Origin of the sequence: Pseudoclavibacter sp. JAI123 (assembly GCF_013409665.1) — a bacterium.
Classification (GTDB): Bacteria; Actinomycetota; Actinomycetes; order Actinomycetales; family Microbacteriaceae; genus Pseudoclavibacter.
This window is the reverse complement of sequence record NZ_JACCCM010000001.1, coordinates 2,102,040-2,118,744: the sequence shown is the minus strand read 5'-3', so window position 1 is coordinate 2,118,744 and position 16,705 is coordinate 2,102,040. Positions and strand designations below refer to the sequence as shown.

The following is a 16,705-nucleotide window of genomic DNA, read 5'->3' as shown; positions in this document are numbered from 1 at the left end:
GGATTCAGAGCGAGATCGCGCGCTCGGTGGCGAGGATCGGCTCCGGAAGTTCCGTCGACTGTTCAAGATACCGGTCGACGGAGGCGGCCGCCGCACGTCCCTCGGCGATCGCCCAGACGATGAGCGACTGGCCGCGCCCCGCGTCGCCCGCGACGAACACGCCGGGCAGCTCCGTCTCGTACTCTGCGGTGCGGTCGAGCGCCCCGCGCGACGTGAACGGAAGCTGGAGCTGCGGTTCGATCGTGTGCCGCTCCGGTCCCGTGAAGCCCATCGCGAGCAGCACGAGGTCGGCGGGCAGCTCTCGTTCGGTTCCCGCCTTCGGGCCGCGCGAGCCATCCGCGCGGAACTCGGTCTCGGCGAGTCGGATCGCGCGCACGCGCCCCGACTCGTCGCCGATGAACTCGACCGTCGACGCCTGGAACGCTCGCTCGCCGCCCTCTTCGTGCGAGGTCGAGACCTCGAAGAGCGTCGGCGTCGTCGGCCAGGGCTGGTGCGCCGGGCGCTCCGTCGGCGGCTCCTTGCCGATGGCGAGGTTCGTGACCGAGGCTGCGCCCTGGCGGTGCGACGTGCCGATGCAGTCGGCTCCCGTGTCGCCACCGCCGATGACGATGACGTGCTTGTCTTCCGCGTGGATCTGCGAGGCGAGGTCGTCGCCTGCGACCACGCGGTTCGACTGCGTGAGGAAGTCCATCGCGTAGTGGACGCCCTTGAGCTCGCGCCCGGGAACGGGCAGGTCGCGCGGGACCATCGCCCCTGTGCAGACCACGACGGCGTCGTAGCGCTGGCGCAGGTTGTCCCACGTGATGTCCCGGCCGATCTCGATGCCGGTGCGGAACCGAGTGCCCTCGGCTCGCATCTGCGAGAGGCGAGCGTCGAGGACCGACTTCTCCATCTTGAAGTCCGGGATGCCGTAGCGGAGGAGTCCCCCGATGCGGTCGTCTCGTTCGAAGACGGCGACCGTGTGGCCCGCACGCGTCAGCTGCTGGGCGGCGGCGAGGCCGGCGGGGCCCGAGCCGACGACGGCGACCGTCTTGCCGGTGAGGCGCTCGGGCGGGTGCGGGCGCACGTTGCCCTCGGCGAACGCCGTGTCAGCGATCGACTGCTCCACGCGCTTGATCGTCACGGCGGGCTGGTTGATGCCGAGCACGCACGACGACTCGCACGGAGCCGGGCACAGGCGGCCCGTGAACTCCGGGAAGTTGTTCGTGGCGTGCAGTCGCTCGCTCGCGCCGGCCATGTCACCGCGGAACGTCAGGTCGTTCCATTCCGGGATGATGTTGCCGAGCGGGCAGCCCTGGTGACAGAAGGGCACGCCGCAGTCCATGCAGCGCCCCGCCTGGCGGCGCAGCTGGGTGGGCTCCTGCGGGTCGTAGACCTCGCTGAAGTCCATGATCCGCACGGGCACGGGACGGCGCGTCGGGAGCTCCCGCTCGCGGTTGGTGAGGAATCCTCTCGGGTCAGCCACGGGTCGCCTCCAGAATCTCGTGCCAGGTCGTGCTGTCATCGGGGTCGCCACCGCGTTCGATGGCGGCGTTGCGGATCTCGGTGACCTTCGCGTAGTCGCGAGGGAGCACCTTCGTGAACTCCTTCGACACCGCGTCGAAGTCGTCGAGCATCTCGCGGGCCAGCTGCGAGTCGGTCTCCGTGGCATGCCGTTCGAGGATGTCGCGGAGGATGTCTGCATCGGCGCTCGTGAGCGTCGTGAGGCCGAGCTCGCCCGTCGAGAGCATGTCGGGGTTGACGAGCTTCGGGTCGAGCCTGTGCACGTAGGCGATGCCGCCCGACATGCCGGCGCCGAAGTTCTTGCCGGTCTCGCCCAGGATCACGGCGAGGCCTCCCGTCATGTACTCGAGCGCGTGGTCGCCCACGGCTTCCGCGACGGCCGTCGCACCGGAGTTGCGCACGAGGAAGCGCTCGCCGACGACGCCGCTGAGGAACATCGTGCCGCTTGTCGCGCCGTAGCCGATGACGTTGCCGGCGATGACGTTCTCGTGGGACTTGAATGGGGCGCGCTCGTCAGGGCGCAGGATGATCTCCCCACCGCTGAGCCCCTTGCCGACGTAGTCGTTCGAGTCGCCGACGAGGCGGATGCGGATGCCATTCGGCAGGAACGCACCGAGCGACTGCCCGGCGGTCCCCCGCAGCTCGATGTCGATCGTGCCGGCCGGGAGACCGTGTTCGCCGTGGCCGCGCGTCACGTGGTGTCCGAGCATCGTGCCGACGGCGCGGTCGGTGTTGATGACGTCCATCGACACCTTGACCGACTCGCCGTTCTCGAGTGCCTGCTCGGCGAGCTCGAGGAGCTTCTGGTCGAAGTGCTGGTCGAGCTCGTGCTCCTGGGTGACGAGGCTGCGCGTGGGTGCGTCGCCGAACTCGTGGCCCGTGAGGACACGGGAGAGATCGAGGCCCTCGGTCTTCCAGTGGTGCATGGCGTCGTCGACCTCGAGCAGCTCGCGCTTGCCGATGATCTCGTCGAGCGAGCGGACGCCGAGCTCCGCGAGGTACTCGCGGACCTCCTGCGCCACGAACTCGAAGAAGTTCACGACGTGGTCCGCCTGTCCCGTGTAGCGCGCTCGCAGCTCAGGGTTCTGGGTCGCGACGCCGACGGGGCACGTGTCGAGGTGGCAGACGCGCATCATGATGCAGCCGGAGACGACGAGCGCGGCCGTCGCGAAGCCGAACTCCTCGGCGCCGAGCAGCGCGCCGACGATGACGTCGCGGCCGGTCTTGAGCTGCCCATCCACCTGCACGACCACTCGATCGCGGAGGCCGTTGAGCATGAGCGTCTGCTGGGTCTCGGCGAGGCCGAGCTCCCAGGGCGTTCCCGCGTGCTTGAGCGAGTTGAGCGGCGAGGCGCCGGTTCCGCCGTCGTGTCCGGAGACGAGGACCACGTCGGCAAGCGCCTTCGTCACCCCGGCGGCCACTGCGCCGATGCCGTTCTCGCTGACGAGCTTCACGTGGATGCGCGCAGACGGGTTGGCCCTCTTGAGGTCGAAGATGAGCTGCTTGAGGTCTTCGATCGAGTAGATGTCGTGGTGCGGGGGCGGCGAGATGAGCCCGACGCCCGGCGTCGCGTGGCGCGTGCGCGCCACCCACGGGTAGACCTTCGTCGGGGGCAGCTGTCCGCCCTCGCCCGGCTTCGCGCCCTGGGCGAGCTTGATCTGGATGTCATCGGCGTGCGTCAGGTACATGCTCGTGACGCCGAACCGTCCGGAGGCGACCTGCTTGATCGCGCTGCGGCGCTCCGGGTCGAGCAGACGCTCGACGTCCTCGCCGCCCTCACCCGTGTTGGACTTGCCGCCGATGCGGTTCATCGCGATCGCGAGCGTCTCGTGCGCTTCCTTCGAGATCGAGCCGTAGCTCATCGCTCCGGTCTGGAACCGCCTGAGGATCTCAGAGGCTGGTTCGACCTCGTCGATCGGGACGGGCGGACGCTCGCCGACCTTGAGCTTGAACAGCCCGCGGAGCGTCATCGTCTCGGCCGCCTGGTCGTCGACGAGCTTCGTGTACTCCTTGAAGATGTCGTAGCGACCCTCGCGCGTGGAGTGCTGGAGGCGGAAGATCGTGTTCGGGTTGAAGAGGTGGGGCGGCCCCTCGCGCCGCCACTGGTACTCGCCGCCGATGTCGAGCGGGCGGTGCGATGCCGGCGCCGCCTGGGCGGGGTACGCGTGGCGGTGACGCAGCTCGTTCTCGCGAGCGATGCCCTCGAGCCCCATGCCGGAGATCTTCGATGCCGTGCCCGTGAAGTACTCGCTGACGAGCTCGTTCGAGAGGCCAACGGCCTCGAAGCACTGCGCGCCCGCGTACGAGGCGACGGCTGAGATGCCCATCTTCGACATGATCTTCAGCACGCCCTTGCCGAGCGCCTTGATGAGGTTCGCGACCGCCTTCTCCTCGGTGACCCCGGTGAGCTTGCCCTGGCGGACCATGTCCTCGCAGGACTCCATCGCGAGGTACGGGTTGACGGCGGACGCACCGTAGCCGAGCAGCACGGCGACGTGGTGCACCTCACGCACATCGCCCGCCTCGATGACGAGCCCGACGCGCATGCGGCGCTCGGTGCGGATCAGGTGGTGGTGGACGGCGCTCGTCATGAGCAGCGACGGGATGGGCGCGTAGTCGCGGTTCGAGTCGCGGTCGGAGAGCACGATGAAGCCGGCACCGGCGTCGATGGCGCGGTCCGCCTCCTCGCACAGCTCCTCGAGCCGCTTGCGCAGGCCCTCCACGCCGTCGTCGACGCGGTAGCAGCCGCGAAGCGTCTCGGCCGCGTCGATGCCGGGGCGCTGCTCGATGTGCTGGATCTTCGCGAGCTGGTCGTTGTCGATGACCGGGAAGTCGAGGACGACCTGGCGGGCGTGCTCCGGGCCGGCGCTCAGGAGGTTCTCCTGCGGACCGATGCTCGTCGTGAGACTCGTGACGACCTCCTCGCGGATGGCGTCGAGCGGCGGGTTCGTGACCTGCGCGAAGTTCTGCGTGAAGTAGTCGAAGACGAGGCGCGGGCGGTCGGTGAGGATCGCGATGGGCGTGTCCGTTCCCATGGCGCCGATCGGCTCTGCGCCGTTCTTCGCCATGGGGGCGAGCAGGATGCGCAGCTCCTCCTCCGTGTACCCGAACGTGCGCTGGCGGCGCTCGACGGACGCGGGCGTGTGCGTGACGTGCTCGCGCTCGGGCAGCTCCGCGAGGTTGATGCGGCCCTCGTCGAGCCAGTCGCCCCACGGCTGGAGCTCGGCGAGGTCGTGCTTGACCTCGTCGTCCTCGATGAGGCGGCCGACCTCGGTGTCCACGAGGAGCACCTGGCCGGGACGCAGTCGTCCCTTGCGGATGACGGTGGCGGGGTCGAGGCTCGCGACGCCGACCTCTGAGCCGAGGACGATGAGCCCGTCGGCGGTCTGGACGAAGCGCCCGGGGCGCAGGCCGTTGCGATCGAGGGTCGCGCACACGTAGCGGCCGTCGGTGAAGGCCATGGCGGCGGGGCCGTCCCACGGCTCCATGATGAGCGAGTGGTACTCGTAGAAGTCGCGGACCTCGGCGCTCAGGTCCTCCGCGGTCTCCCACGCGGCCGGCACCATCATGTGCACGGCGTGCGAGAGCGAGCGACCGGACAGCGTGAGCAGCTCGAGCACCTCGTCGAAGGATGCGGAGTCGCTTGCGCCCTCGGTCACGATCGGGAAGAGGTCGGAGACGTCGCCGAGGATCTCGGAGCGGAGCTGCGACTGGCGGGCGCGCATCCAGTTTCGGTTGCCGCGCACGGTGTTGATCTCGCCGTTGTGGGCCATCATGCGCATGGGCTGCGCGAGCTGCCACGACGGGAACGTGTTGGTCGAGTAGCGAGAGTGGACGATCGCGAGCTTCGACGCGAAGCGCTCGTCGCCGAGGTCGGGGAAGAACGGCTCCAGCTGGAGCGTCGTGACCATGCCCTTGTAGGTGATCATGCGGCAGGAGAGCGACATGAAGTAGACACCGAGCGAGTGCTCAGCGCGCTTGCGCAGGCGGTAGCACTGACGGTCGAGGGACGCGCCCTTGCGGGGGTTGCCGCGGAAGTTCTGGCGCTCGCTGCGCACGTAGAGCTGCTCGATGACCGGCATCGCGGCGCGTGCGAGCTTGCCGAGCTCGTCCGGCTGCACGGGGACCTCGCGCCAGCCGATGACCCGGAGGTCCTCCTCCGCCGCGAGCTTGACGATCCCGGCCTTGACGCGCGCGCGCTCGTCGGCGTCCACCGGAAGGTAGGCGTTGCCGACGGCGTAGCGCCCCTCGGCCGGAAGCTCGAACCCGCTCACCGCACGGAAGAACTCGTCGGGGATCTGGGTCAGGATGCCGGCGCCGTCACCCGTTCCGGCGTCCGAGCCGACCGCGCCGCGGTGCTCCATGTGGCGCAGCGCGTCGAGCGCGTGATCGATGATGTCGTGGCCCGGCGTGCCGCGCAGGGTGGCGACCATCGCGAGCCCGCAGGCGTCGCGCTCATTCGCAGGGTCATAGAGACCAGCTGCTTCTGGGTAGCCATTCGTTGGAAAGGCGGCGGAGGTCATAACTCGTCCCCTCGTCGGTGGTGCCATGGGTCGCTTGGCGGACTCGACAGAAGACTGATGTTGACGGAGCCCGTGGGGGCGGGTGCCTACAGGCGTCCGTCGGTCCATTCAGCAGAGTACGACCGCTGTGTTACTTCTGTGTTTCGCGTGCGACTCCAGGCGCCCCGGGAGGGTCGTGCCCGGCGGATCACACCCTCGACGAGTCGGATGCTTCCTTGCGCTCATCAGGAGTTTCTTCCCCGTCAGCCGAGTTAGGCTTGGCTACGGAAGTTTCCTCATCGTGAACCTCAGATTGCGCGGAGGTTTCGTCTGCGTCCGTTTCGTCCTCGTCGCCCTCATCCGTCTCCACCTCGCCAAGCTCATCCGTCTCGGCGGCCTTCGCCGCTTCCGACTCCGGGTCGCGCCCGGGCAGGTAGACGCTCTCGCTCAGCTGCGAGGCTGGGAGGCGCGAGACGAAGACGAACAGCGCGATGCCGACGATGACGAGACAGAGTGCGCCGAAGACGTTCGAGCGCATGCCGAGGATGACCTCGGAGTAGTCGACGCGAATCGATTCGATCCAGATGCGACCCGTCCCGTACCAGATGAGGTAGGAGGCGAGGGTCTTGCCGGTGCGCCACCGGAACATGCGCTCGAGGAGCACGATGATCGCGATGCCGGCGAGGTTCCACAGCATCTCGTAGAGGAACGTGGGATGGAAGAGCGTGCCTTCGGGCAGCCCGACGGGGAACGCCGGGTTGCTCGCCTCGATCTGCAGGCCCCACGGCAGGTCCGTCGGCCACCCGTAGAGCTCATGGTTGAAGTAGTTCCCGAGGCGCCCGACGGCCTGCGCGAGCAGCAATCCGGGGATGAGCGCGTCAGAGAAGGCGAGCATCCGGATGCCCGTCATGCGGCTCGCGATGAAGATGCCGATCGCGCCGCCGATGAGGGAGCCGATGATGGCGTTGCCGCCCTCCCAGATGAAGAAGATGCGCCAGAAGTTCGCGCCCTCGAAGAAGTAGTCGGCGGGGTGCGTGAAGACGTGATAGAGACGCGCGCCGAGCAGGCCGAGCAGGACAGCCCAGATGGCGAAGTCGACCGTGATCCACTTCTCCCCGCCACGAGCCGTCAGGCGCCGGTCGGTCCACAGCACCGCGAGCACCATGCCGGCGACGATGAACAGCGCGTAGAGGTGCACCGTCAGGGGGCCGACCTCGAAGCTCGCCCAATCGAGGGGCGGGCTGGGGATTCCGGTCAGTGCCGTCATGCGTGTTCCTTCGAAGTCGTGGCCTCGAGGGCCGTGCCGCGCGCCAGCTGGGCAGCGGTCTCGGCGACCGCCTCGACGCCTCCGGCCGCGAGGGCCTTGACGAGGGCGGAGCCGACGATGGCGCCTTCCGCGTATTCGAGGACTTCGCGCACCTGCTCCGCGCTGGAGATGCCAAGTCCGACGCAGGCCCGAGTGCAGCCGTGCGCGTGCAGCCGATCTGCGAGCGTCCGCGCCGCCTGGTCGACATCGGCGCGGGCGCCGGTGATGCCCATCGTCGAGACCGTGTACACGAAGCCCCTGCTGGAGTCGATGACGAGGTCGAGGCGAGTGTCACTCGAGCTGGGTGCTGCGAGGAAGACCCGGTCGAGGTCATGGCTCTTGGCCGCCGCGATCCACTCGGCACCCTCGTCTGGCACGAGGTCAGGGGTGATGAGCCCGTTGCCACCAGCCTCGGCGAGGTCCCGCGCGAACGCGTCCACGCCGTACTGCATGACGAGGTTCCAGTAGGTCATGACCACGATCGGCGCGTCGACCTCGGCGCGGATCCGTCTGATGGCCTCGAACACGTGCTCCGTGCGGAAGCCGCCCTCAAGCGCCTGCACGGCCGCAGCCTGGATGACGGGGCCGTCCATGACGGGGTCGGAGTACGGCATGCCGAGTTCCAGCACGTCCGCCCCGGCCTTCACGACCGCGATGGCCGCCGCGACGGAGGTCTCGAAATCGGGGAACCCGACGGGCAGGTACGCGACGAGCGCGCCCCTGCGGTCCCGGTTCGCGGCGTCGATGACGCTCTCGAGTGCGGAGGGTGCTGAGGTCATTTGCCCTGTCCTTCTGATGCGTCGAGGCCCTCGGTGCGGTCCGGGTCTCCGAGCCCGAAGTACTCGGCGGCCGTCTCCATGTCCTTGTCACCGCGCCCGGAGAGCGAGACCAGGATCGTGGCGTCTGGCCCGAGCTCCTTCCCGAGCTCGAGCGCCCCGGCGAGCGCGTGGCTCGACTCGATCGCCGGGATGATGCCCTCGGTGCGAGCCAGGAGTCGGAACGCGTCCATGGCCGCGGCGTCGGTCACCGGAAGGTAGCGTGCGCGCCCGATGGACGCGAGGTAGGCGTGCTCAGGCCCGACCCCGGGGTAGTCGAGGCCGGCCGAGATCGAATGCGACTCGACCGTCTGCCCGTCCGTGTCCTGCAGCAGCAGCGTGCGCGCGCCGTGGAGCACTCCTGGCCGTCCGCCGCCGATCGTGGCAGCGTGGCGCGGCGTGTCGACGCCATCACCCGCTGCCTCGTAGCCGTACAGGGCGACCTTCTCGTCGTCGAGGAAGGCGCTGAAGATGCCGATGGCGTTCGAACCACCGCCGACACAGGCCACCACCGCATCGGGCAGCGACCCCGTCAGGTCGATGACCTGCTGACGAGCTTCCTCGCCGATCACTGCCTGCAGGTCGCGCACGAGCGCGGGGAACGGATGCGGCCCGGCGGCGGTCCCGAAGAGGTAGTTCGTGGTGTCGACGGACGCCACCCAGTCGCGCATGGCGTCGTTGATCGCATCCTTCAGCGTGGCTGAGCCGGCTTCCACCGCGACCACCTCGGCGCCGAGGAGGCGCATCCGGGCGACGTTGAGGGCCTGACGGGCCGTGTCGACGGCCCCCATGTAGATCGTGCAGTCGAGCCCGAAGAGCGCGGCGGCGGTGGCGGTCGCAACACCGTGCTGGCCGGCACCGGTCTCGGCGATGACCCGTGTCTTCCCGATGCGCTTCGTCAGGAGCGCCTGGCCGAGTACGTTGTTGATCTTGTGCGAGCCCGTGTGATTGAGGTCCTCGCGCTTCAGGATGATGCGCGCTCCGCCGCCGTGCGCCGCGAACCGAGGGGCCTCAGTGATGATCGACGGGCGTCCCGAGTAGTCGCGGTGCAGGCGACCGAGCTCCGCCCAGAACTCGTCGTCCGCCTTCGCTGCCTCCCACGCGGTCGCGAGCTCGTCGAGAGCGGCCATGAGGCTCTCGGGAACGAACCTCCCGCCGAATTCGCCGAAGTAGGGGCCTGAGGCGTCGCGCAACGATGTCGTGCTGGGGGGCTGAATGCTCATGCGAGGTGGAAGGTCTCCAAGGTAGTTTCGGGGTTGCCGCCCGTGACGAGGGCCTCCCCGATGAGGACTGCGTCCGCGCCCGCATCGCGGTAGCGGCGGACGTGGGCTGGCTCGAGGACGGCCGATTCGGCGACCTTCACCACGTCACTCGGGTACAGGGGGGCGAGCTCTCCGAAGAGCTCGGGGTGCAGCTCGAACGTTGCCAGGTTGCGCGCGTTGACGCCGAGGATGCGAGCGCCAGCGTCGAGGCCACGCAGCAGCTCGTCCTTCGAGTGCGCCTCGACGAGGGCCGTCATGCCGAGCTGCTCGGTGAACTCCGCGAGTCGCACCAGCGTTGACTGGTCGAGGCCGGCGACGATGAGCAGGGCGAGGTCGGCGCCGCAGGCACGAGCCTCGAGCAGCTGGTACTCCTCGGCGATGAACTCCTTGCGCAGCACCGGAACGGCTACCGTGTCGCGCACGGCTCGGAGGTCGTCGAGCGAGCCGAGGAACTTGCGCTGCTCGGTGAGGACCGAGATCGCGGCTGCTCCCCCACGCTCGTAGGAGGCGGCGAGGACGGCCGGGTCCGGGATGTCAGCGAGACGGCCGCGCGATGGGCTGGCGCGCTTGACCTCGGCGATGATGTTTACGCGCTCCGAGCGCGCGAGCGCCGCATAGGCGTCGAGCGCTGGCGGAACGTCGGCGATTCGTGCCTCGAGCGCACGTGCCGGCGTCCGCTCCCGCCGTTCTGCGGCGTCCTCGAGTGCGCCGTGGTAGAGCGACTCGAGCAAGCTAGTGCGCCTTCGGCCCGAAGCCGAGGCGCGCGAGCACTGGCCAGGCGACGGCACCGACCGCGACGGCGGCGACGCCGACCCAGGTCAGGACTGCCTGATCGAACCAGATCCCGAGGGTGCCGATCGTGAAGCCCGCGAGCATGATGAGCACGCCGGTCCAGGCGGCGACCGAGTGCCCGTGGCTCTCGTGCGGCTCCTGCAGCGGAGCTTCCTGCACCTCCTCGGCTTCGGCGATGTTCGTGGGTTCGTGGGACGTCTTCGCGGACATTTCAGTCATGAGGGTGCTCCTTGTCACGTGCGCTTGGGTAAGTCTAGCTGGATGCTCGTGTGCCACCGGTGTCGGTGGGATCGTCCCCGTGACTGAGCGCATCCCATTGCTCGACCCGCCGGTCGCTGTCGGTCGGTGCGACAGCCGGTGCGGCGGCCGGTGCGGCGGCCGGCTCATCGTCGCCGCCCGCAGTCGCATCCGCGGGCTCGAGCGAGGTGGTCGTGAAACGCCGTCCCCCGGTCGGCCATCTGCGAGCCGTGGTCATGACCACGAGGCCCGCGAGCACGAGGATCGCTCCCGCGAGAACCGCGAGCCAAGGCCAGAACGTGACCGTCACCGTGCCGGCCGCGACCGCGTCCGCGATCGTCTGCTCCCCCGCGAGGCCGGACGCCGCCGTCACCTCCGGCGCGATCGCCGGAGCCGGGTTCCCAACTGCGATGAACGACTGCAGCACGAGGACGGCGCCGACGAGCGTCAGCAGGCCGCCGAGAACGTAACGGAAGATGAGGCCAGCCAGCGCCAGCGCGGCGAGCACGGCAAGCGCGGCGAGTGCGAGCGCCATGACGGCGGGAGCTGCGACGTCTCCGCGGACCTCACCGCTGTAGCTCTCCGGTCCGAGGACGAGGTCGAACGAGAACCACGCCTGTGACCACGCGAGGATCGCCAGCCCGGCGCCGACGACGATCGACATCAGCGCCGTGCGCTTGCCTCGCTTTCCGGCGGCGTCAGGCGCGCGCATGGGCTTCAAAGTCCAGGGCCTGCTGGTCGCCGTCGAAGCACGTCCGCGTGCCGGTGTGGCAGGCAGGACCGTGCTGGTCGACGCGGATGAGGATCGTGTCGGCATCGCAGTCGAGCGCGAAGCTCACGAGCCGTTGCGTGTTGCCGGAGATGTCGCCCTTGCGCCACAGCTCGGAGCGCGAACGGGACCAGTACACGACCCGGCCCTCCGTGAGGGTCATGCGGAGCGACTCCTCGTTCATGTAGGCGAGCATGAGCACCTCGCGGGTGTCGTACTGCGTGACGATGACGGGGACGAGACCCCGGTCGTCGAAGGAGGTCCTGGCCACGATCTGATCGAGCTGCTCGGAGGGCAGAGGGAAGCTGGCAGTGCTCATCGGATGCTCCTCCTCACGGTGACCCCGGCCTCGGCCAGGGTGTCCTTGACCTCGTCGATCGTGAACTGCCGGTGGTGGAAGACGCTCGCCGCGAGAACCGCGTCGGCGCCCGCCTCCACGGCGGGCGCGAAATGCTCGAGCGCACCGGCACCGCCCGAGGCGATGACCGGGACAGGAGAGAGCTCGCGGATGAGCCTCGTGAGCTCAAGATCGAAACCGGCCTTGGTGCCGTCGGCGTCCATCGAGTTGACGAGGAGCTCCCCCGCGCCGCGTTCGATGGCCTCACTGGCCCAGGAGAGCGCGTCGATGCCCGTGTCCGTGCGGCCTCCGTGCGACGTCACGACGAATCCGGATGCGGTTGACGCGGAGCGTTTGACGTCCAGCGACAGCACGAGCACCTGGTTGCCGAAGGTCGACGAGATCTCGTCGAGGAGCGCGGGCCGGGCGATGGCTGCCGAGTTGACGCCCACCTTGTCCGCGCCGCACGCGAGCAGGACGCGCACATCCTCGACGCTGCGCACACCACCTCCGACGGTGAGGGGGATGAAGACCTGCTCCGCCGTACGGGTGACGAGGTCGTAGGTTGTGCCCCGCCCCTCCGTCGAAGCCGTGACGTCGAGGAACGTGAGCTCGTCCGCGCCCTGTTCTGCGTAGCGGGCCGCGAGCTCGACCGGGTCACCGGCGTCCTGGAGGTCGAGGAAGTTCACCCCCTTCACCACGCGCCCCGCTGCCACGTCCAGGCAGGGGATGACACGCGTCGCGAGGCCGGTCGAGGTCCGCGGGGAGGAGGAGGTGGTCATCTAGATCACATCCGGACGGCTTGCAGGGCCGTCACGATGATGGCCTTCGCACCGGCGTCCTGAAGCCGGTCCATGACCTGGTTGAGCTCGTTCTGCGGCACCATCGAGCGCACGGCGACCCAGTCGGAGTCGCGCAGAGGCGAGATCGTCGGCGACTGGAAGCCGGGCGTGATGGCGAGGGCCGCGTCGAGCTTCGATGACTCGATGTCGTAGTCCATGATCGCGTAGCGGCGGGCGACGAGCACCCCGTCCAGGCGACCGAGGAGGCGCCTCGCTGCGTGCTCCTTCTCGGGCGTCGAGATGAGCACGGCGGTCGACTCGAGGATCACGGGGCCGAAGACCTCGAGGCCAGCCTTGCGCAGCGTCCCACCGGTCGACACGACATCGGCGACGGCGTCAGCGACGCCCAGGCGGATGGCCGACTCCACGGCGCCCTCCAGCGGCACGAGCTCGGCTTCGATGCCGGCCCGAGCGAACCAGGATCCCAGGAGACCCGTGTAGCTCGTCGCGACGCGCTTGCCCTGCAGCTGGCTCACGTCCGTGAACTCGCCGGCGGGGCCAGCGAAGCGGAAGGTCGAGTCGCCGAAGTCGAGCGCCCGGACCTCCTTGGCGGCCGACTCGGTGTTGAGCAGGAAATCGCGGCCGGTGATGCCGGCGTCGAGCACACCGGATCCCACGTAGGTCGCGATGTCGCGCGGACGCAGGTAGAAGAACTCGACGTCGTTGATGGGGTCGATGGCGACGAGCTCTCGGCTGTCACCGCGGCCGCGGTATCCGGCCTCCTGGAGCATTTCGTTGGCCGTCTCGGCGAGCATGCCCTTGTTTGGCACGGCGATGCGAAGCATTGTGGGAACGTCCTTGGTTCTGGAAGTGTGCGTCGGGGGTGGATGCGCGGCGCCGGGTGTGCACCCGGGGCACCGTCTCGGCCGCGCGCGTGCTGCGCTGGCTCGTGCGCGCTGCTTGGAGCGTTGGCGGGGTCGTGCTGCCTAGAGCTTGCTGTAGACGTCGTCGAGGGTGAGGCCCTTGGCCAGCATGAGGACCTGCAGATGGTAGAGCAGCTGCGAGATCTCCTCGGCTGTCTCCTCGTCGCTCTCGTATTCCGCGGCCATCCAGACCTCGGCGGCCTCCTCCACGATCTTCTTCCCGATCGTATGAACGCCGGCGTCGAACTCTCGGACCGTCCCGGAACCCTCGGGGCGGGAGCTGATTTTCTCGGAGAGTTCTGCGAACAGCGTGTCGAAGGATTTCACAGGCACAGCGTAGTCGCTTGCCGGTCAGTGCGCGTGCGCAGCCGCAGTCGCCGCGGCGCGCAGCGCGGCGATCTGCTCGCCGGGGTCGCCTCGGAAGACCGCGGATCCTGCGACGAACGTGTCCGCCCCGTTCGCCGCCGCGAGCTCGATGGTGTCGAGGGAGATCCCGCCGTCGACCTGCAGCCAGGTTTCCAGGCCGTGCGAGCGGCGAAGCGCGTCGGCCTTGGCGAGCTTCGGCATCATGTCCGCCATGAAGGACTGTCCACCGAAGCCGGGCTCGACGGTCATGATGAGCAGCTGGTCGAAGTGGGGAAGGATCTCCTCGACGGCGCTCAGCGGGGTTGCCGGGTTGATGGCGATTCCAGCTCGCGCGCCTCGCTCCTTGAGCTTTCTCGCGAGCGTCACGGGGCTTGTCGCAGCCTCCGCGTGGAACGTCACGGAGAAGACGCCCATCTCGGCGAACTGCGGTGCCCACTGGTCGGGGTCCTCGATCATGAGGTGCAGGTCGAGCGGGACGGGGGTGATCTCCTGCAGGCGCTCCACCATCGGCTGCCCGAACGTGAGGTTCGGGACGAAGTGGTTGTCCATGACGTCGACGTGCGCCGCGTCGGCGGTGGAGATCAGGTTGAGATCACGCTCGAAGTTCGCGAAGTCGGCGGCCAGGATGCTGGGGTTGATGCGCGCGTTCACGGGCCGATCCTACGGGGTCCGCGTCGTCTGCTCGTCGGGGTTCGCGGCAGGTGCCCGACGCAGCAGCGCGAGGAACATCGCGTCGGTGCCGTGGCGGTGCGGCCACAGCTGCACGAGCGTGCCGTCGCCGAGAGGGCGGGCTCCGAGATCGAGATCCGGAGCGTTCGAGGCGCGCGTCGCGATGGCCGCCGCGTCCAGCACCTCCGCTCCCGAGAGCCGAACCGCTCGGCGGACGACGGCCGTCGTCTCCGCCTGGTGCGGCGAACAGGTGACGTAGGCAACGATCCCGCCCGGCTTGACCGCGGCGAGTGCCGCTTCGAGCAGCTCCTCCTGCAGCTTGACGAGCTCGGCGACGTCGCTGCTCTGCTTGCGCCATCGTGCCTCCGGTCGGCGACGCAGCGCGCCGAGGCCCGTGCAGGGCGCGTCGAGCAGGACGCGGTCGAACGCGCCCGGATGCGAGTCGGCGAATGCGCGGCCGTCCTCGTTCGTGACGGTGACGGGGGCCGCGAGCGGTGCGAGGGCGGCGCGCACGAGCCCAGCGCGCGCCGGCACGAGCTCGTTGGCCGTCAGCCTCGCCTGCAGCTCGGTGGCGCTGGCGGCGAGCAGGGCCGCCTTGCCACCGGGGCCGGCGCACATGTCGAGCCAGCGCTCCCCCGGCCGCACGGGCTCCGCCTCGAGCAGCGCGAGCGTGACGAGCTGCGAGCCCTCGTCCTGCACGCGCGCGCGCCCGGCCTTGACCTGCGGCACCCATGAGGGGTCGCCCGACGCGAGGGTCAGGCCGCGCGGTGAGACGCGACCCGAGACCAGCAGGTCGGGGTTGGACGCGACGAGTTCCTCCGGCGTGTCGAATCCTGGCAGGGACACGATGCTGACCGCAGGCGACTCGTTGTTGGCAGCGAGGCCCGCGGCGAGTTCGTCGCCGCGATGCTCCGCGGTGAGGGCGTCGCGGAGCGCGCGCACGATCCAGTCCGGATGAGAGTTTCGGACGGCGAGCTCCCGTTCCTCGGTCAGGCCCTGGGAGACCTGGTCGAGCCAGTCGTCGAGGTCCGTGCGGGAGATCTTGCGCAGGATCGCGTTCACGAAGCCAGAGGCACCGCGGGACGCGATGCGCGCGGCCTGCTCGACCGATTCGTTGACCGCCGCGTGGCTCGGTGTGCGCATGCTGAGCAGCTGATGGGCTCCGAGCCGCAGCACGTCGAGGAGAGGTGGGTCGATGTCCCGGACGTCGCGACCGGAGGCCTCCGCGATGATGGCGTCGTAGGTCCCCCTGCGTCGGAGCGTGCCGTAGGTCAGCTCCGTGGCGAGCCCCGCGTCGGACGGCGAGAGCCGCGCCGCCGAGATGCGATGCGGAAGCAGCAGGTTCGCGTAGGCGTCGTCCTCGTCGACGGCCCTCAGCACCTCGAACGCCACCTGGCGTGAGCGAGTCACTCCGCGCCCGGCCGGAGGCTGATCTGGTCGCCGCCGTCCCTGGTAGGGGCTGCCGCCGCGGCCACCAGCTCCTGCGGGGCTCATGCGAGCACCAGCGTCGCTGCGTCGCGGCGGCCGCGGAGCCAGTCTCTGGCAGGCATCGGCTTCTTTCCCGCCGGCTGCACGGAGAGCAGCCGGAGCGGGCCGGTTCCCGTGCCCACGAAGACGTCCTTGCCGACCGCACCGAGCTGGCCGGGGGTGAGCGTGGGCGCGTCCGCCGCCACATCAGGGCGCGCCACGCGCAGGATGCGCAGCGGTTGTCCGTCGACCTGGGCCACCGCTCCTGGCTCTGGAGTGACTCCGCGGATGTGGGCTTCGACGAGGTCGAGGGGAGCCGCCCAGTCGATGATCGAGTCGTGCTTGCCGAGCTTCGGCGCGAAGGTCGCCTCGCCAGTCTGCGGCTCGGCGCTCAGCGTTCCGGAGCAGATGGCGCCGACAGTCCGGGTGAGGAAGGCCGCGCCCTCCCCCGCGAGACGCTCCAGGAGGTCGCCAGCGGTCTCCTCTTTGCCGATCGGGGAGTGCTGCACAGCGAAGATCGGCCCCTCGTCGAGCCCGGCGGTGAGCTGGAAGATGGTCATGCCGGTGGTGGTGTCGCCTCGCATCACGGCGCGCTGGGCCGGGGCGGCGCCGCGGAGGTCGGGGAGGAGGGAGAAGTGCAGGTTGATCCAGCCGAGCGACGGCGCCGTCAGGGTCGCAGCGTCGATGAGGGCGCCGTAGGCCACGATGACCCCGAGCTCGGCCCCGAGCCCCGTGAGCTCGTCCGTCACCTCAGGCGTCATCCGGTTGCTCTTGATGACATGCAGCCCGAGCTCGTGGGCGCGGGCAGCCACCGGGGACGGTGTCAGCGCCCTGGACCGACCGACCTTCGCATCGTCGCGCGTCAGCACAGCCACGATCTCGTGGCCGTCGTCGACCAGCGCATCGAGGCTGGGGACGGCGGTGGTGGGTGTGCCGGCGAAGACGAGCCGCATAGCTGGTGCCTCTCGAGGTTGT

15 protein-coding genes are annotated in these 16,705 nt (G+C 69.4%); all 15 read right to left on the bottom strand.

The window, feature by feature from the left end:
* Positions 1-4: 4 nt before the first annotated feature.
* Positions 5-1,465 carry a glutamate synthase subunit beta gene (locus HDC34_RS09955; protein ID WP_104253241.1) on the bottom strand — a complete coding sequence of 487 codons (1,461 nt, stop codon included), beginning with the start codon at positions 1,463-1,465 and terminating at the stop codon, positions 5-7.
* Positions 1,458-6,026 carry a glutamate synthase large subunit gene (gltB, locus tag HDC34_RS09950; protein WP_218854944.1) on the bottom strand — a complete coding sequence of 1,523 codons (4,569 nt, stop codon included), beginning with the start codon at positions 6,024-6,026 and terminating at the stop codon, positions 1,458-1,460. Before gltB ends, HDC34_RS09955 begins: the two co-directional genes overlap by 8 nt.
* A gap of 187 nt (positions 6,027-6,213) precedes the next feature.
* The gene (gene lgt, locus HDC34_RS09945; RefSeq protein WP_179556741.1) at positions 6,214-7,272 is read right to left on the bottom strand and encodes a prolipoprotein diacylglyceryl transferase; all 1,059 of its coding nucleotides are present in this window, start codon (positions 7,270-7,272) and stop codon (positions 6,214-6,216) included.
* On the bottom strand, positions 7,269-8,090 hold the full coding sequence (gene trpA / locus HDC34_RS09940; protein WP_104311941.1) for a tryptophan synthase subunit alpha: 822 nt from the start codon (positions 8,088-8,090) through the stop codon (positions 7,269-7,271). The genes lgt and trpA overlap by 4 nt, the downstream gene beginning before the upstream one ends.
* On the bottom strand, positions 8,087-9,349 hold the full coding sequence (gene trpB, locus HDC34_RS09935; RefSeq protein ID WP_104311942.1) for a tryptophan synthase subunit beta: 1,263 nt from the start codon (positions 9,347-9,349) through the stop codon (positions 8,087-8,089). The genes trpA and trpB overlap by 4 nt, the downstream gene beginning before the upstream one ends.
* Positions 9,346-10,119: an indole-3-glycerol phosphate synthase TrpC gene (trpC, locus tag HDC34_RS09930; protein WP_179556740.1), complete on the bottom strand. Its 774-nt coding sequence runs from the start codon at positions 10,117-10,119 to the stop codon at positions 9,346-9,348. Before trpC ends, trpB begins: the two co-directional genes overlap by 4 nt.
* 1 nt (position 10,120) lies before the next feature.
* Positions 10,121-10,399, bottom strand: a complete 279-nt coding sequence (locus HDC34_RS09925) for an HGxxPAAW family protein (protein ID WP_146080783.1) — start codon at positions 10,397-10,399, stop codon at positions 10,121-10,123.
* Between the two features lie 34 nt (positions 10,400-10,433).
* Positions 10,434-11,129 carry a Trp biosynthesis-associated membrane protein gene (locus HDC34_RS09920; protein WP_179556739.1) on the bottom strand — a complete coding sequence of 232 codons (696 nt, stop codon included), beginning with the start codon at positions 11,127-11,129 and terminating at the stop codon, positions 10,434-10,436.
* A complete protein-coding gene (gene hisI, locus HDC34_RS09915; RefSeq protein ID WP_179556738.1) occupies positions 11,116-11,505 on the bottom strand; it encodes a phosphoribosyl-AMP cyclohydrolase in 390 nt (129 codons plus the stop codon). Before hisI ends, HDC34_RS09920 begins: the two co-directional genes overlap by 14 nt.
* Positions 11,502-12,305 (bottom strand): imidazole glycerol phosphate synthase subunit HisF, encoded by an 804-nt coding sequence (gene hisF / locus HDC34_RS09910; protein WP_179556737.1) that lies wholly within the window; start codon positions 12,303-12,305, stop codon positions 11,502-11,504. Before hisF ends, hisI begins: the two co-directional genes overlap by 4 nt.
* A gap of 5 nt (positions 12,306-12,310) precedes the next feature.
* Positions 12,311-13,150 carry an ATP phosphoribosyltransferase gene (gene hisG / locus HDC34_RS09905; protein WP_179556736.1) on the bottom strand — a complete coding sequence of 280 codons (840 nt, stop codon included), beginning with the start codon at positions 13,148-13,150 and terminating at the stop codon, positions 12,311-12,313.
* Between the two features lie 141 nt (positions 13,151-13,291).
* Positions 13,292-13,555 (bottom strand): phosphoribosyl-ATP diphosphatase, encoded by a 264-nt coding sequence (locus tag HDC34_RS09900; RefSeq protein ID WP_068484501.1) that lies wholly within the window; start codon positions 13,553-13,555, stop codon positions 13,292-13,294.
* A 24-nt stretch (positions 13,556-13,579) separates the two neighbouring features.
* On the bottom strand, positions 13,580-14,245 hold the full coding sequence (rpe, locus tag HDC34_RS09895) for a ribulose-phosphate 3-epimerase (RefSeq protein ID WP_179556735.1): 666 nt from the start codon (positions 14,243-14,245) through the stop codon (positions 13,580-13,582).
* Positions 14,246-14,254: 9 nt separating this feature from the next.
* Positions 14,255-15,757, bottom strand: coding sequence for an RsmB/NOP family class I SAM-dependent RNA methyltransferase (locus HDC34_RS09890; RefSeq protein ID WP_179556734.1), 1,503 nt, complete (start codon positions 15,755-15,757; stop codon positions 14,255-14,257).
* Positions 15,754-16,683 (bottom strand): methionyl-tRNA formyltransferase, encoded by a 930-nt coding sequence (gene fmt / locus HDC34_RS09885; protein ID WP_179556733.1) that lies wholly within the window; start codon positions 16,681-16,683, stop codon positions 15,754-15,756. The genes HDC34_RS09890 and fmt overlap by 4 nt, the downstream gene beginning before the upstream one ends.
* Positions 16,684-16,705: the final 22 nt, after the last annotated feature.

Bases quoted from the DNA above. Each gene is read 5' to 3' on its own strand.
- hisG (WP_179556736.1), bottom strand. From the start codon at position 13,150: ATGCTTCGCATCGCCGTGCCAAACAAGGGCATGCTCGCCGAGACGGCC.
- hisF (WP_179556737.1), bottom strand. From the start codon at position 12,305: ATGACCACCTCCTCCTCCCCGCGGACCTCGACCGGCCTCGCGACGCGT.
- gltB (WP_218854944.1), bottom strand. From the start codon at position 6,026: ATGACCTCCGCCGCCTTTCCAACGAATGGCTACCCAGAAGCAGCTGGT.
- lgt (WP_179556741.1), bottom strand. From the start codon at position 7,272: ATGACGGCACTGACCGGAATCCCCAGCCCGCCCCTCGATTGGGCGAGC.
- hisI (WP_179556738.1), bottom strand. From the start codon at position 11,505: ATGAGCACTGCCAGCTTCCCTCTGCCCTCCGAGCAGCTCGATCAGATC.
- HDC34_RS09925 (WP_146080783.1), bottom strand. From the start codon at position 10,399: ATGACTGAAATGTCCGCGAAGACGTCCCACGAACCCACGAACATCGCC.
- HDC34_RS09920 (WP_179556739.1), bottom strand. From the start codon at position 11,129: ATGCGCGCGCCTGACGCCGCCGGAAAGCGAGGCAAGCGCACGGCGCTG.
- HDC34_RS09890 (WP_179556734.1), bottom strand. From the start codon at position 15,757: ATGAGCCCCGCAGGAGCTGGTGGCCGCGGCGGCAGCCCCTACCAGGGA.
- fmt (WP_179556733.1), bottom strand. From the start codon at position 16,683: ATGCGGCTCGTCTTCGCCGGCACACCCACCACCGCCGTCCCCAGCCTC.
- trpA (WP_104311941.1), bottom strand. From the start codon at position 8,090: ATGACCTCAGCACCCTCCGCACTCGAGAGCGTCATCGACGCCGCGAAC.
- trpB (WP_104311942.1), bottom strand. From the start codon at position 9,349: ATGAGCATTCAGCCCCCCAGCACGACATCGTTGCGCGACGCCTCAGGC.